Annotated in this window: 10 protein-coding genes; 7 read left to right on the top strand and 3 right to left on the bottom strand. The window is 75.0% G+C overall.

Annotated features, from left to right (window positions below; translation table 11 throughout):
• Window positions 1-115 precede the first annotated feature (115 nt).
• Both D5H75_RS29650 and D5H75_RS29645 read left to right on the top strand, forming a co-directional pair.
• Window positions 116-1,024: a UPF0158 family protein gene (locus tag D5H75_RS29650; RefSeq protein WP_202638624.1), complete on the top strand. Its 909-nt coding sequence runs from the start codon at window positions 116-118 to the stop codon at window positions 1,022-1,024.
• 4 nt (window positions 1,025-1,028) lie between these two features.
• Window positions 1,029-2,705, top strand: a complete 1,677-nt coding sequence (locus D5H75_RS29645) for a hypothetical protein (protein ID WP_119929857.1) — start codon at window positions 1,029-1,031, stop codon at window positions 2,703-2,705.
• Between the two features lie 228 nt (window positions 2,706-2,933).
• Here D5H75_RS29645 and D5H75_RS29640 read toward each other — a convergent pair whose 3' ends face one another.
• A complete protein-coding gene (locus tag D5H75_RS29640; protein WP_119929856.1) occupies window positions 2,934-4,319 on the bottom strand; it encodes an acyltransferase family protein in 1,386 nt (461 codons plus the stop codon).
• 280 nt (window positions 4,320-4,599) lie between these two features.
• Between D5H75_RS29640 and D5H75_RS29635 the strand changes: the two genes are divergently transcribed.
• The gene (locus D5H75_RS29635) at window positions 4,600-5,145 is read left to right on the top strand and encodes a hypothetical protein (RefSeq protein ID WP_119929855.1); all 546 of its coding nucleotides are present in this window, start codon (window positions 4,600-4,602) and stop codon (window positions 5,143-5,145) included.
• A gap of 459 nt (window positions 5,146-5,604) precedes the next feature.
• Here the strand turns inward: D5H75_RS29635 and D5H75_RS29630 are convergent, their stop codons facing one another.
• Window positions 5,605-6,426, bottom strand: a complete 822-nt coding sequence (locus D5H75_RS29630) for an SAM-dependent methyltransferase (protein WP_119929854.1) — start codon at window positions 6,424-6,426, stop codon at window positions 5,605-5,607.
• A gap of 174 nt (window positions 6,427-6,600) precedes the next feature.
• On the opposite strand from D5H75_RS29630, the gene D5H75_RS29625 reads away from it, so the two are divergent.
• The 4 genes from D5H75_RS29625 to D5H75_RS29610 all read left to right on the top strand — a co-directional run bounded on the left by D5H75_RS29625 (window position 6,601) and on the right by D5H75_RS29610 (window position 11,945).
• Window positions 6,601-8,433 carry an acyltransferase family protein gene (locus D5H75_RS29625; RefSeq protein ID WP_119929853.1) on the top strand — a complete coding sequence of 611 codons (1,833 nt, stop codon included), beginning with the start codon at window positions 6,601-6,603 and terminating at the stop codon, window positions 8,431-8,433.
• 198 nt (window positions 8,434-8,631) lie between these two features.
• The gene (locus tag D5H75_RS29620; protein WP_202638623.1) at window positions 8,632-9,972 is read left to right on the top strand and encodes an SGNH/GDSL hydrolase family protein; all 1,341 of its coding nucleotides are present in this window, start codon (window positions 8,632-8,634) and stop codon (window positions 9,970-9,972) included.
• Window positions 9,973-10,176: 204 nt separating this feature from the next.
• A complete protein-coding gene (pnuC, locus tag D5H75_RS29615; RefSeq protein ID WP_119929852.1) occupies window positions 10,177-10,827 on the top strand; it encodes a nicotinamide riboside transporter PnuC in 651 nt (216 codons plus the stop codon).
• The gene (locus tag D5H75_RS29610; RefSeq protein WP_119929851.1) at window positions 10,824-11,945 is read left to right on the top strand and encodes an AAA family ATPase; all 1,122 of its coding nucleotides are present in this window, start codon (window positions 10,824-10,826) and stop codon (window positions 11,943-11,945) included. The genes pnuC and D5H75_RS29610 overlap by 4 nt, the downstream gene beginning before the upstream one ends.
• Window positions 11,946-11,990: 45 nt before the next feature.
• Here the strand turns inward: D5H75_RS29610 and D5H75_RS29605 are convergent, their stop codons facing one another.
• Window positions 11,991-15,173 (bottom strand): non-ribosomal peptide synthetase, encoded by a 3,183-nt coding sequence (locus D5H75_RS29605; RefSeq protein WP_119929850.1) that lies wholly within the window; start codon window positions 15,171-15,173, stop codon window positions 11,991-11,993.
• Window positions 15,174-15,196 lie beyond the last annotated feature (23 nt).

Here is a 15,196-nt window from a genome sequence, read left to right as displayed (position 1 = left end):
CGGGATTCGGTTCGGCCGCCCCGGAGCACCGGCGTCCCGAAGCCTGGGGCGTGTGCCGATGCGCAATCAGAAAGCCGATTTGGCTTTCTGTTGCGCAGCACACCGGAGGTGCCGCGTGACCACGTATCCCGCATTCGCCTACGACCCGCCCCGGCCACCGATCGAGCAGGTCTTCCAGGTGCTCGCCCAGGTGGTCCGCGACCTGCAGAGCGAGGGCCGGTCCACCCGGTCCGCGGGGATCAAGCCCCGGCTCGCCCAGCGGCTCGGCGCTTTCACCGAGAAGACGTACGGTTTCACCACCTTCCGCGAGTTCCTGATGGCCGCGCAGCGCGCCGGCGTGGTCGAGCTGTGCAATCCGGCGCAGGGGCCCGACCTGGACGTGATGCTCCCCGGCCAGCCCCGTGACGTGCCCCGGCCGCCCGTGCCCCTGCAGGTCCGGCAGGACCTGTGGAAGGAGTTCATGGACTGGAGCCCCGGGGTCGAGCGGGCCTACGACCGGCAGAAGGACCGGGCCTTCCGGGTGAGCGTGACGGACGCCTACGACCCGGAGGCGCGCCGCCTGCGCGAGGCGATGCAGGCGGACCCGGCGAGGTTCGTGCCGATCAGCCCCATCAGCATGGAGACCCAGATCCAGTGGGCGCGCTCCTTCGTCACGAAGATGCCGCCCGGCAGGCACCGGGACGAACTCGCCCAGACCCTCCACACCGACCGGCCGCTCCAGGGCTTCACCCGCCTGGTGCGCACGCTGCCGTGCCTGGCGGAGTGGACGTCCTTCCGCAACGAGCGCGTGGTCGAGGCGGTGACGTCCTGGGCCCGCCACCACGACCTGGACGTCGACCCGGTGGCGACCGACTCCTCGCCGCACCGCTCCTCCTCCAACCCGGCGTCGCCGCACGCCCCGGCCGCCGCGGGGCAGCTCGACCTGGCCGCGCTGCGGGCGCGGGCGCATGAGCTGGTCGACGTTATGACCGCCGAGGAGCTGCTGGCGCTGCCGCTCAGCCTCGGCATGCTCTACCGGCGGTGAACGCGTGTCCGCCGACCCCGGCGCCACCGCATCGGGTGGGCGTCGTAACCCGTACTCCGACCTCACGCTGCCCGGCCTCCTGGGCGAACCCCCGGCCGCGCCGCTGAGCCTGTCCGGCGACCCGACCCGGGCCGCCCGGCTGCTGAACCAGATAGCCCGAGGCACGGACACGCCACGCGAGACCCGTCACCTGATCGGCACCGGCAGGATCACCGCGGCCACGCTCGACGAGTGCCGTGCGCAGGGCCGGGACTCGGACCTGCTGCTGAGCGTGCTCGCCCGCGCCCGGCGCGCGCAACGGCTGGACGAGGGGGACGTCCAGTGGCTCCTGGCGGTGCTCGAACACCCGGGCCCCGCCCCCACGGATTCCCCCGTATCCGACATGTCCGGCCTATCCTCGCGCGCCGCCCGCTCCGAGCCCGGTCAGGGCGAGTACGGCGGGCGCGCCGTCGCGTGGGTACGGCTCAAGCCGGGGCAGCCGCCGGACAAGCAGATCGAGGAGCTGGACTACTACCTCCTGCCCGCGGGGGCCGACCACGTGCGGGAGGAACTCGTCCTGATCGCCATGGAGGTGGGCTGGCGGCTGCGGCTGCCGGTCGAACGGCAGGTGCTCCTCCTCCTCGGGCCGCACGCCGACGCCTGCCTGGGCGGCGACCTGGCGGAGCTGGTGGTCCGGGCCGCCGTGGACGGCGTGCACCTGAACGTCCTCTCCGTCCCCTGGCGGTCGGACTGCCGGGAGTGGCAGGCGGTCCGCGCCGACGCCCTGCGCGGGAGCGGCCCGGTCGTGAGCGCGGCCGCCGGGCACGAGACCAGCGTGGACCCCCTGCTCCGGGCGCTCCGCTCCCAGGCCGGGCGCCTCGTCGCGCCGCTCGCGCAGCCGCCGGACGGCCGGTGGACGATGGAGTGGATCCTGGAGCGGCTCGGGGAGGTCGACCTCTTCCCGGACGACCGGGAGCCCGGCGGCGCGCACCCGGCCGCGGGCGAGCCCTCGCCCGAGCCCCCGGACACGGACGCCGCCCCGGCCGTGCTCCCGATCCTGCTCCCGTCCACCGGGCCGCCCGCGCCGGCCGGGCGGAGGCGGGAGATCTTCGAGGTCTTCCTCTTCAAGTCGGGCAAGGCGAGCGGCTACGACGTCCTCAAACCGACGGGCCGCCGCTGCGACCACAACGCCTGGCAGCGCATGGGCCCCAGCCGCCCGGTGCAGAAGTGGAAGGGCGTGCAGCGCTACCTCGCCAAGCTGCGCCCGCCGGGCACGCTGGAGCAGGCCCGGTGGTGCACCTACTCCGCCTGCGGCCTGGTCTGGGTCCAGTACGCCGTGGACAGCGCCCCCGAGGACGGCGCGCCGCCCGGCCCCGGCGACCCGGCCCTGGACGACGACCCTCCCGGCACTCCCGTACGGCAGGAGCGCTCCCCTCCCGGGCCGAACCCGGGCTCCCCCGATGTCGTACGCCGGGGGAGCGCCCGGCGCCGCAAGCCGGGGAAGGGCCACGCGGCGTACGCCGAGGAGACCGGCGGGACGCCGCGGCGGGAGGGCGGCAACGCCGTACGGCTCGACGGGAGCGCCGTACGACGGGAGCCCGACCCACCCGACCACCCGTCCCGCCGACCACCCCGCGACCGGGACCGCCCGTCCCCCCGCGAGAGCCCGCCCTTCGGCATGTACCGCCTCCGCCCCCTCTGACCCCCACCCCCGCCCCCACCCACCATGTCGTGGTCTTGCGATTGCGCCCCGTCCTCGGCACCGCGGCACGCCTCGGCGGCCGAGCGGGAGGGGGCGGGATCGCGAGATCACGACGGAAGGGTGGGAGGGGCACGCGGAAGGGCCGCCCTGGAGGGGGCGGCCCTGGCGTGGCTCCGGCGGGTTGGTCCCGGGGTGGTCCTGGAGGTAGTCCTGAGGGTTGACGCGGGACTACCTCTTCAGGAGGACGGGAGCGGGGACGGCAGGAGCGGAAGCGGGGACGGCGGGAGCGGGAACGGGGACGGCGGGAACGGGGACGGCGGGAGCGGGAGCGGCGGGAGCGGGGGCGGGGCGGCGGCCTCCGGCGAGCCAGAGGCCGGCCAGGAGGGCGCCCACGGCGAGCATGGGGGTGGCGCCGGGACGGAAGCCGGTGACGGTGAGGCAGAGCAGGGCGCCGCCGATCAGGACCGTGGCGGCGGCCACCGCCCGGGCGGAGGGGACGCCGGCCGCGCGGGGCGGGTTCTCGAAGCGGGCGAACGCTCGCAGGAGGACGCCGAGCACCAGGGCCAGGACCCCGAGCCAGACCGGGAGGTCGGCCCACCAGACGGCGCCGAAGGGGGCGGGGGTGACGAGCCCGATCCCGACCACGGCGACGGCGGCCACCAGCACCAGCGCGGTCATGTGCCACAGGTAGATGGTCATCATGCGCGGGGCCGCGGCGTCGAGCAGGGCCCCGACGGCGGGCCGCTCGCTCAGCCGTACGATCGCCGGGCGCAGCGCCAGCGCGAGGGCGAGCTGGCCCACCGAGAGGGCGAACATGCAGGCGGTCGGGGGGCTCATGTTGGAGACGGCCGCGCCCGGCATCCCGATCATGCTCGCGGGGTACGGCCCCAGGGCCACGAGCGCCGCGACGACGCCGAACCCGGCCACGGCGACGGGGAGCCCGGCGCGCCCGGTGAAGCGGTCGAGCCGCCCGTCCCGGTAGAGGAAGCCGAGCTGGTGCACGGCCAGCCAGACGAAGACGACGTTGAGGTACCCGGCCTGCTCGAACCCGGTGAACCTGACCACGTCCACCAGCGGCGCGCACAGCGCGAGCACGAGCGGCACCGCGAGGCCGAACCGGTCGTGCAGCCGCGCCATCAGCGGCGTGGACACGACGGCGATCAGGTAGACGGCGAGGAACCAGAGCAACTGCCCGACCAGCCCGGAGGCGAACTGGACCGGCTGCGCGGGCAGCCCCAGCTCCAGGGCCAGGTGCGGCAGCGGCAGCCAGAGGGCGGCCAGCGGCAGCACCGGCCAGGCCAGCCGCCGCAGCCGCGAGGCGATCCAGCCCGGGGCCGCGCTCCGGCCGGACCCCCAGCTCATGGCGTTGGCGGCGCCGCCGGCGAAGAAGACGAGCGGCATGACCTGGCTGATCCAGGTGATCAGCCAGGCGCCGGGGGTGCTGAAGGCGTTCCCGGCCGACAGGCGCGTGCCGTCGTACGTCAGGACGGGCATCGTCCAGTGCTGGACCACGACGAGTGCCATCCCGAACACGCGCAGGGCGTCGATGAATCGATCTCGGGAGACCGGGGCTCGGACCGGCGTGGACGAGGGGGACAGGAGGGCGGTCGTCATGCTCTAAACGGTAGGAATCAGGCCCCTGACCAGGCATCACGCTGAAGGGCCAACTCGGCGGTGGTCCTCAGGTGCCATCGCCGGGTCCCCGATGGCACCTTCGGAGGGCCCCTCCGGTACGAAGATCGTCAGTTTGGCCGATGGCGGCCCCGGGCGGCTGTTACCGACATATGGGGCGTGGGGCCTGTACGGCGGGCGGCGGAAAACCGAAGATGAACGTCCGGGCCCTATTTCATGCTGATCGGCATATCACGCTGGCGTCACCCCAGAAAGGGGAGAAATGAACGTCACACCGCAGATATCCGAATCCACAGCCGATGAAAAGCTGCTTCTCCTGCACGATCTGATCGACTCATTCCGCGCGCACGATCCCGGGCAACTGCTCGACCAGATCGTGACGGCGGCCCAGCAGCTCACCGCCGCACGGTGCGCCGGAGTCGTCGAGACGGACGCCGTGGACGGCGAGTTCCGGCAGGTTCACGTCCACACGGCCGGCCGTTCCGAGCCGCCGGGCCGGGCCGTGGTCCACGGACCGCCCCCGGACTCGCTCCCCGAGCCGTTCCCGGAGTTCCTCCGCCTGCTCACCGCCGCCGCGGAGCCCGTCCGGTTGGGCGGCGACTTCGGTTTCCTCGGCACCTGCCTGCCGCTGAACACCCACGGCCGGGCGTTCCTGTGGGTGGCGGGACGTCCCTTCGACGACCGCGACGAGTCCCTGCTGGTGCGCTTCGCGATCGCGGCCGGGCGCGCGCTGGACGCCTCCAGCGACTTCGTGGCCGCCGCCCGCATGCTCCAGGCCGTGCACGCCTTCACCGCCCCGCGCCGGTAGCGTCCCCGGCGCCCGCCGATCCCGTACGGCGTGGCCGTACGGGATCGGGTGCGCCCGGCGTGGGAGAGGCGGACCGGTGCCGGGCGCAGTCGCGGGCCGTCCGGCGTCATCGCCAGGGGCCGCAGACCGTGCCGTTCGGGCGGCAGGCGCGGAAGAAGGTGCCTTCCCCTGGAGCCGGCTCCTGATCGCGCCGGTCCCGCCGGAAGGCCCGCTACTCTGCGCACAAATTCCCACAAGACCGATTTCCGAAATGATTTTCCCGGCCGCGGTTGAAATATCGGCTGAGCGGCGAGAACGCGATGAACGCCCTCTCCCGCCCGCCGCGAAAACGCCGCCGGCGCCCCCTGCCGGATACTTCCCGTACGGCCGGCGCCCGGCCGCGCGACGCCACCCCCGAGGCGTACGGCGCGCGGGGGCTCGGGCCGTACCAGCGGCTCAGGCCGTACGGCGGGGCGGGGGTCAGGGGTGGCGGGCCACGGCGGCGAGGATGCCGCCCTGGGCGTAGTCGGGCCGGACGTCCGGGGTGGCCGGGTCCCAGGACTGGACGGGGACGAGGCCGGGCGGGAGGAGTTCGAGGTCGCCGAGGAAGGAGGCGATCTGGGCGCGGTCGCGGCCGGCCAGGCCCCGGGAGGGGGCCGTCTCGTAGACGCGCTGCCCGGCCTCGACCAGGTCCTCGGCGGCGTCACCGGTGTACAGGTGGGAGAGCACGAGGTGGCAGCCGGGGATCATGCGCGCGCGGACGCGGGCGGCGGCGCGCGCGGCGACCTCGTCGTCGGGGAGGAAGTGCAGGACGGCGACCATGAGGACCGCGTAGGGGCGGGAGAGGTCCAGGTGGGCGCGGACCATCGGATCGTCCAGGATCGCGTCGGGGTCGGCCGCGTCGCCCCGCACGGCGATCGCCCCGAGGTCGCGGGCGAGCAGGGCGCGCGCGTGGGCGAGCACGACGGGGTCGTTGTCCACGTAGACCACGCGGGCGCCCGAGGCGTGGCGGGCGGCGACCTGGTGCACGTTGTCCTGCGTGGGGAGCCCGGAGCCGATGTCCACGAACTGCCGGATCCCGGACTCGGCGAGCAGCCGCACGGCCCGGACGAGGAAGGCGCGGTTGGCGCGGGCGATCTCCCGGCCGTCGTTGCCCATCCGGCGGCCGATCTCCAGCATCTTCTCGGCGGCCTCGCGGTCGGCGGCGAAGTTGTCCTTGCCCCCGAGGTAGTAGTCGTACATCCGCGCCGGGTTGGGCACGTGGGGATCGACGCCGGTGGGCAGGTACTCCAGCTCGCTCACACGGACCCCTCTCCTCGCGCGACGTGTCGCCGATCGTAGAAGATCCATCCCTCTATGTCAGTAAATTTCTCGATCTCTTCGCGGTCAATCCGGCGAACCACCTGGAGATTTATCGGTTTCGCCCTCTTATGACTAGGGTGGGCGTTTCGTAATCCGATCTTGTAAGGGTGGGCCGTGCGCCGCTACCGCTTCGGACCCGCGGCGGCGGCGCTCGCCGGCGCCTACACCACCGCCGTCCTCGTCACCGCCGCCATCGCGCTCGCCACCAGCGACACGACCGCGCTCGCATGCCTCGCGTTCGGCGCGCCGGGATGGCACTACGTCCGCTTCACGGGAGCCATGCCCCTTGAGACGGTCTTCCTCGTCATGGGCGAACTCGGGCGGGCGTGGGCGGCGTGGTACGCGTTCCGTGGTCCTCCTGCCGGCGGAACACCGCAGAGCCCGTCACTCCCTGTCCGGCTGCTGCGCTGGTCCTTGTACGCCAAGGCCGCGGTGATCGTGCTCCAGCCGGCGATCCACACCCTCGACGAGTTGCTCGGCGGGGTGTGGTGGCTGGACGACGACTTCTGGGAGGTCGCCGACCGCCTGCTGTTCACGGTGCTCTTCTTCCTGGTACTCGCCCCCAGGATGCGTCGCCTCCGGGTGGCGATGCTGGTCGTCGGCCTGACGGACACGGCTCTGGCCGGAGCGATCGAGTGGCTGCCCCGAGACGTCCTCCTCGCCTCGCTCGCGGCCGTACCCCTGTCCTGGTTCTTCGTCTTCACCTGGGGTATCTGGGCGATCCTGCTCCTCATGGCCCAGCGACGCGACCTCCGCTGGAGCCGGGGCACGGTCTGGCTGGGCGGGACGGCCCTCGCCCTGCCGCTGCTCCACTGGCCCCTGGGGTTCTGGACGGATCTCCCCGGCCTGTTGACCATGTACCTCGCGAGCTTCCTCGCCCCGGCGAACCTGCTGCTGGCCGTATGGGCCGTGCGATCGGCGCGAGAGCTCGCCGGTGTCCGCGATACGCCATCCGCGCCGAGACGCTGGGCGCGGGCGCCGCGCGGGGTCGTGGTGGGGCTGGTCGTCCTCGTGCCCTTGATCGCCCTGCCCGCGGCCGACCTCCCGCCCGACAGCCGCGCCGTACGGGAGAGCTGCGGGGGCGGTCGTGCGCTGCCGTTCGGGGACACGCCCCCGGCGGAGCGCGAGAGGGCGTTCGTCTGCGAGGCCGTCGATTCCTCGGGGAGCCCTCCCCTGATGGGCGAGCACCTCTCGGACCGGGCCGTCCTGGCGTACGGCAGGGCGCTGTGCGACGTGAGCCACCTGCCGGAGCGGGACCCGCGCGTCCAGCGGCTGCTCCGGGAGGCGCGCGGGGCTCCTGGCGACGACGCCTCGCGGACCGGCCGCGAACCCGCCTCGGCCCGCCCCTCCACCCTGGTCTACCTGTGCCCGCAGGTCATCGGCCCCCGCCATCCCGACCTGCTCAAGAGCACGGCGCAGTTCCACGCGGAGGAGCGGGAACGGCAGGCCCGCCGGGACGCGACGTGCGCCGACCCCTGGCCCCGGCTGCGCGCGGTGAGGCAGGCCACCGGGGCGCACCCCACGGCCGATGGGAACGCCTACTACTACCTGCACGGGGACATCGAGGGCGCGGACGAGTTCGACGACGGCGACGCGCTCGAACGGGCCTTCGCCGACGGGCTGATCGGGGTGGACGGCGCGGAGACGGCCGTGTCGAGCCAGACCTCCGCGGAGTACTTCTGCCTCACCGCCAAGGCCCTCACCTCGGCCCCGCCGCTGCGGCTCAAGGGGTGGGACCGGGTGGTCGAGGTCGGCGTCCCCAGCCGCGCCGGCTCCATCTACGGCGCCTTCCCCGAGGACGAGACCGAGTTCCCCGACATGGCGACCTCGGGCCCCGGAATCTACCGGGTCCGCGTCCACACCCGCAGGAACGGCGACGGCCCCGAGGAACACCTCGTCGTGGTCTTCCGGGGCAGGAGCCGCGAGACCGTCTGGCACCGCCGCTGACCCCCTCCCCGACCCCGCCGGCCGGTGGGAGCCGCGCCCGCCGTACGGCGTCGGCGCTCTCCGGATGGGGTGCAGGTGGGGTGCGCCCCACCTCCGGGTTGGGGCCGTGCCGTGATGTGCCAGGGGCGTGGGCGCTGGTGTGATCGCGGGGTCGGCCCGGGGACGGGCTCCGGGCCGTATCGCGTGGAAGGGGTGCCTGTGAGGTTCACGGGGGTCGGGCGGCCGGGACCGGCGGTCGTGGTGGCGGGGGTGCTCGTGGGAGTGGTCGCGGCGGGACCGGCGGCGCACGCGCGAGCGGGCGAGACGGCCCCGGGCGGAAAGGCGGCCCCGGGCTGGGAGGCGGTCCGGAGCGGGGAGGCGGCGCCGGCTCGGGGGTGGGTGGCCGTCTGGGGGGCGGCGCCGCAGCGGCCCGTGGCCGGGGACGGGGAGAGCGGGCCGAACTGGTCGCGGGAGGGCTTCGCCGGGGAGTCGGTGCGGCAGGTGGTGCGGATCTCGGCCGGCGGGTCGCGGGTGCGGATCCGGATCTCCAACGTGTACGGCACGCGCCCGCTGCGGGTGGCGGGGGCGGCGGTGGGACGGTCGGCCGGGGAGGCCCGGGTGTGGCCGGGGAGCACGCGGGCGCTGCGGTTCGGCGGGGCCGCGTCCACGGTGATCCCGCCGGGCCGGGAGGCCCTGAGCGACGCCGCCCCGCTGACCACGTCGCCGCTGGAGAAACTGGCGGTGACCCTGCGGTTCGACGGGGCGACGGGACCGGCGACGTTCCACCGCGTGAGCACGGCGACGGCCTACCGGGCACGGGGGAACCGCCTGGCCGACGACGCCGGAGAGGCGTTCACGCGGAGGTCGGCGTCCTGGTACCACCTCACCGGCGTGGAGACCTCCGGGGCGGGCGCGCCCCGCCGCGCGGTGGCGGTGTTCGGCGACTCGCTCGTGGACGGGGTGGGGGCGACGCCGGGGGCGGACCGCACCTATCCGGACGGCCTCGCCGAACGGTACGCCGGGGCGGGGCGGCGTGTGGGCGTCGTCAACGCCGGGATCGCGGGCAACGCGCTGCTTCGGGACTCGCCCTGCTTCGGCGACCGCGCGGCGAAGCGGTTCCGGCGCGACGTCCTGGACCGGCCCGGCGTCTCCGCCGTGATCATCCACCTGGGCGGCAACGACATCGGCGCCCGGAAGGCCGGGAACGCCTGCCTCCGGCCTGACCCGAAGCTCTCCGCGCGGCGGCTGATCGACGCGCACAAGGCGCTGATCCGCGCCGCCCGCGCGCGGGGCCTCAAGGCCGTCGGGGTCACGATCCTGCCGATGAAGGGCGCGCTCTTCCCCTTCTGGAGCGAGCCGGGCGAGCGGATCCGCGACGAGGTCAACCGCTGGATCCGCACCGGCGGCGCGTACGACGAGGTCATCGACGCCGCCCGGGTCCTCGCCGACCCCGCCGACCCGGACCGCCCCCGCCCCGGCCACGTGTACGCCGACGGCCTGCACCCCAACGACACCGGCTACCACACCCTGACCGCCGCGACCCCCCTCACCCTCCCCTGAACACCCTTGAACACCCCCTGAACACCGCTGACACCGCCGCCGCCCCGCTCCGCCGGGCCGCCCGGCCGCGATCTCGCGGAGGGCGGGGGCCGTGGGGAGAGCCGGCGGCGCGGGTCGCGGCGGGCGTCCGGGAGCCCCCCTCTTACGCCGTGATCGCCCCTCCCTTATTATCGTCGCCTTGACGATTAATGGCAGGGAGACACGATGTCGTTGCACGAGTTGCTCGGGCCGTTGCTGCAGCCGGCGTTCCACGTCGGGGAGGTGCCGACGACCTGGGCGGAGTTGCTCGGGTTCGTCACGGGGGCGGTGAACGTCTTCCTGGTCGTACGGCAGAACATCCTCAACTGGCCGATCGGGATCGCGAACGTGATCCTGCTCGGCCTGGTGTTCCTGGACGGCGGGCTGTACGCCGACGCCGGGCTCCAGGTGGTCTACGTGGGCCTGCAGGCGTACGGCTGGTGGGTCTGGCTCTACGGCGGCGAGGGGCGGGACCGGCTCCCGGTGACGCGGACCTCGCGTGGCCAGTGGGCCGGGCTGCTGGCGGCGGGGGCGGCGGCGACCGCGCTGCTCACCTGGGCGCTGTCCGGCCTGACCGACTCCAACGTGCCGTTCTGGGACGCGCTCACCACGTCGATGTCGCTGATGGCGATCTACGGCCAGTCGCGCAAGCTGCTGGAGTCCTGGTGGATCTGGATCGCCGTGGACCTCGTCTACATCCCGCTCTACTGGTACAAGGACCTCAAGCTCACCAGCGTCCTGTACGTCGTCTTCCTCACGCTCTGCGTGGCCGGGCTCCTCTCCTGGCGGCGCGCCTTCCAGGCGGGCCGGGAGGCTCCGGCGGCGGCGACGGCGTGACGCACCGCCACGGGCTGGTGATCGGCAAGTTCTACCCGCCGCACGCCGGTCACCACCACCTGATCGACACCGCGGCCGCCGCGTGCGCCCGGGTCACCGTCGTCGTCGCCGCGTCCGCGGTGGAGAGCGTCCCGCTGGCCCTGCGCGCGGCGTGGCTGCGCGAGGCCCATCCGCAGCCGCACGTGGAGATCGTCCCGGTCGTGGACGACGCCGAGATCGACTACGGCTCCGGCGCGGCGTGGGAGGCGCACGTCGCGGCCTTCCGCTCCGGCCTGGCGGAGCTGTCCGGCCTCGGCGTCGCCGTGCCGCCCGTGGACGCGGTCTTCTCCTCCGAGGCGTACGGCCCCGAGCTGGCCCGCCGCTTCGGGGCCGCGCACGTCCCGGTGGACCCGGCCCGGAGCCGCTTCCCGGTCAGCGGTACGGCGGTGCGGGCGGACCCCGTGGCGTACTGGGACCACCTGGCGCCGCCGGTGCGGGCCCACCTCGCGCGGCGCGTGGTGGTCGTGGGCGCGGAGTCCACGGGGACGACGACGCTGGCCCGGGCCCTGGCGGCGCACTACGCGGCCAGGGGCGGGCCGTGGGCCGCGACGCGCTGGGTTCCGGAGTACGGCCGGACGTACTGCGCGGAGAAACTCGCCGCCGCGCGCCGCGCCACCGGCGACCCCGGCCTCTGGCTGGACGGCCTGACCTGGGAGTCCGCCGAGTTCACCCGGATCGCCGAACGGCAGCTCGCGCTGGAGGAGGCCGCCGCCCGCGCCGGCTCGCCGCTGCTGGTCTGCGACACCGACGCCTTCGCGACGGTCCTGTGGCACGAGCGGTACGTCGGCGAGCCCGCCCCCGAGGTGGAGCGCCTGCACGAGCGCGCCCACCACGACCTGTGGATCCTCACCGACCCGGCGGGCGTCCCCTTCGAACAGGACGGCTGGCGCGACGGCGAGCACATCCGCGAGGCCATGTCCGCCAGGTTCGGCGAGGAACTGGCCCGCCGCGACCTCCCCCACATCACCGTCACGGGCTCCCACGAGGCCCGCCTCGCGGCGGCCGTCGCGGCGGTGGACGCCGTGCTCGCCCGGCCCTGGTTCTTCGCGGAACCGCTGGCCCCCGCGGCGGCCGGCTGAGTTTCGGCGGGGGCGGCGGGGGCGGCTGGCCGGGGCGGAGGGCGGTCAGGGGTGGTCGTCGGTCAGGAGGGAGCGGGCCTCCTCGTCCGTGAGGGCGGCTATCTGGGCGGCGAGGGCGGCCTCGACGGCGGCGGCCAGGCGGCGGACGGTCCGGGTGGTGAAGAGGGTGTTCAGCGGGAGGTCGAGGTCCAGGTCGGTGCAGAGGCGGGCGACGACCCGGGTGCCCAGGAGGGAGTGGCCGCCCACCGCGAAGAAGTCGTCGTCCACGCCGAACTCCCCGTGGCCCAGCACCTCGCGCCAGATCTCGTGGACGAGCTCCTCGCTCTCCGTGGCGGGGGGCGCGGGCGGGGCCGCGGGCCGGGGGGCCGCCGGGGCGGGGAGGGCCGCGCGGTCGAGCTTGCCGTTCGGGAGGCGGGGGAAGTCCGCCACCTGGACGACGTGGCTGGGGACCATGGTCGCGGGGAGGCGTTCGCGGAGACGGTCGAGCAGGTCGGCGGGCACGGGGTCGGCGTCCACGTAGGCCACCAGGGCGCGGCCCCCGGGGGCGTCGTCGCGGATGGCCGCGGCGGCGCGCCGTACGCCGGGGCAGGCGGCGAGGGCGGCCTCGACCTCGCCCAGCTCGATGCGGACGCCGCGCAGCTTCACCTGGCCGTCGGCGCGGCCCAGGAACTCCAGGGAGCCGTCCGCGCGACGCCGCACGAGGTCGCCCGTCCGGTAGAGGCGCGCGCCCGGCCGCCCGGAGAAGGGGTCGGGGACGAAGCGCTCGGCGGTGAGGCCGGGGCGGCGGTGGTATCCCCGGGCCAGGCCGTGCCCGCCGAGGCACAGCTCCCCCGGCACTCCCGGCGGCACGGGCTCCATCGCCTCGTCCAGGACGTACGCCGTGGTGTTGGCGATCGGGGAGCCGAGCGACATCGCCGTCACGCCGGGGGGAACGCGCCAGGCCAGCGACCAGATCGTGGTCTCGGTGGGCCCGTACAGGTTCCACAGCTCCCCCGCGGCGCCGGCCAGCCGCCCGGCCAGGGGCACGGGCAGCGGCTCGCCCCCGCTGAACACGCGCGGCAGCCCCGCGGGCAGGTCACCGACGATCTCCGCGAGCACCGAGGGCGGCGCCTGCACGGTCGTCACCTTCCCGTCCGCGAGGGCGTCGCGCAGTCCGTGCGGCAGGCCGCCCTCGGCGGGGCCGGCCGGGGGGACCACGATCGCGCCGCCGGCGAGCAGCGGGCCGAAGACCTCCAGCCCGGCGATGTCGAACGAGAGCGGGGTCAGCAGCGGCACCCGGTCGGCGGCGTCGAACGGCAGGTCGCGCAGCAGGTTGACGACGCCCCGGTGCGGCACGCACACGCCCTTGGGGGTGCCGGTGGAGCCGGAGGTGTAGATCACGTACGCGAGGGCGTCCGGTCGTACGGCGGGCAGCCGCGGCGCGGCGGCGGGCTCGGGCCAGGTCCCGAGGGGGCCCAGCAGCAGGAGCCGCGCGCCGGGGAGCCGGGGGGCGAGCGCCGGGGCCGCGAGCGTGAGCGCCGCGCCGGAGTCGTCGAGCATGAGGGCCAGCCGCTCGCGCGGGTAGCGCGGGTCCAGCGGGACGTAGCACGCGCCCGCCTTGAGCACCGCGATCAGGGCCGTGACCAGTTCGGGGCCAGGCGGCAGGCACACCCCGACCGGGGCCTCGGGCGTCACCCCCGCCTCGATCAGCGTGCGGGCCAGGTCGTCGGACCGGGCGTCCAGCTCGCCGTACGTCAGGGAGGTGCCGCCGCTGACGACAGCGACGGCGTGGGGCGTGGCGCGCGCCTGCTCGCCGACCAGCTCGTGCAGCGGCCGGTCCGGGTACGCCGCGGGGGCGCCGTGCCCGGTGGCCAGGACGCGCTCCCGCTCCTCGCGGCCCAGCAGCGGCAGCCGCGACATCGGCCGCCCCGGGTCGGCGGCCGCCGCGCCGATCAGGGTGCCGAACGCGCGCGCCAGCCGGTCGATCGTGCCCGGGTCGTACAGGTCGGTGCTGTACTCCAGCCAGCCGCTCAGCCGCCCGCTGCTGTTCTGGAGCTCCAGCGTCAGGTCCGTCTTCGCCGTGCCGGTGCCGAGCTGCCCGCGCCCGTCCACCGGGAGCTGGTTGAACGCGACCTGGAACAGCGGCGTCCGCGCCGGGTCGCGCGGCGGGCGCAGCTCCTCCACGAGCCGCGCGAACGGCACCCGCTGGTGGTCGAGGGCGTCCATCAGCACCCCGCGCGTGCGCCGTACGGCCTCGGCGAACGACGGGTCACCGGACAGGTCCACCCGGATCGGCAGCGTGTTGACGAACATGCCGATCAGCGGGTTCAGCTCGGGCAGCTCCCGCCCCGCGACGAACGTGCCCACGACCACGTCGTCCCGCCCCGTCCACCGCGCGAGCAGCACGGCGAACGCGGCCAGCAGCACCGTGAACGGCGTGGCCTCGGCGTCGCGGGCCAGCTCGTCCACGCGCCCGGCGACGTCCTCGGGCACCGCGAACTCGTGGGTCGCGCCCGTGTAGCGCAGCTCCGCCGGGCGCGGCCGGTCCCCGGGGATCTCCAGCGGCACGCTCCCGGCCAGGTGCCGGCGCCAGTAGGCCAGGTCGTCGTCCAGCGCGCCGCCGCCGAGCTGGTCGCGCTGCCAGACGGCGTAGTCGGCGTACTGGATCGGCAGCTCGGGCAGCGCGGGGGGACGGCCGTCGCGCAGCGCGAGGTACAGCTCGGTCAGCTCCTCGCGGAACACCTCCGACGACCAGGCGTCGAAGACCGTGTGGTGGGCGGTGAACAGCAGCCGCCGCTCGCCGCCGCCCAGGTCCACGAGCCGGGCGCGCCACAGCGGGGCCCGGTCCAGGCGGAACGGAGCCGCCCCGTCCGCCGCCGCGAGCCGTTCGAACTCCTCGCGCGCGGCCTCCCCGGACAGCCCGGACAGGTCGGAGCGGGCCAGGGTGACCGGGACGCGGCGCGCGATGCGCTGCACGATCCGGTCGCCGCGCTGTTCAAGGGCGGTGCGCAGCGGCTCGTGCCGGTCGGCGAGCGCGGCCAGGGCCCGCTCCAGCAGGCCGTGGTCGATCGGGCGGCAGCGTTCGAGACGCATCGCGGCGGCGATGTTGTAGACCGGGACCGACGGCAGCAGCTCGGTGAGGAACCAGATCCGCTCCTGCGCGAACGACGCGGGGAACACGTCCTCGGCGACGGCCCCGGGACCGTTCCCCGGCATGCCCTCGTGGCTCTTCCCGGTCGTCTCGGTCACCTGGCCTCCTGAGTCGGACTGGA

It is taken from the genome of Bailinhaonella thermotolerans (genome assembly GCF_003594875.1).
Classification (GTDB): Bacteria; Actinomycetota; Actinomycetes; order Streptosporangiales; family Streptosporangiaceae; genus Bailinhaonella; species Bailinhaonella thermotolerans.
The sequence above is the reverse complement of the archived record's forward strand: the minus strand, read 5'-3'. Positions and strand labels throughout refer to the sequence as shown.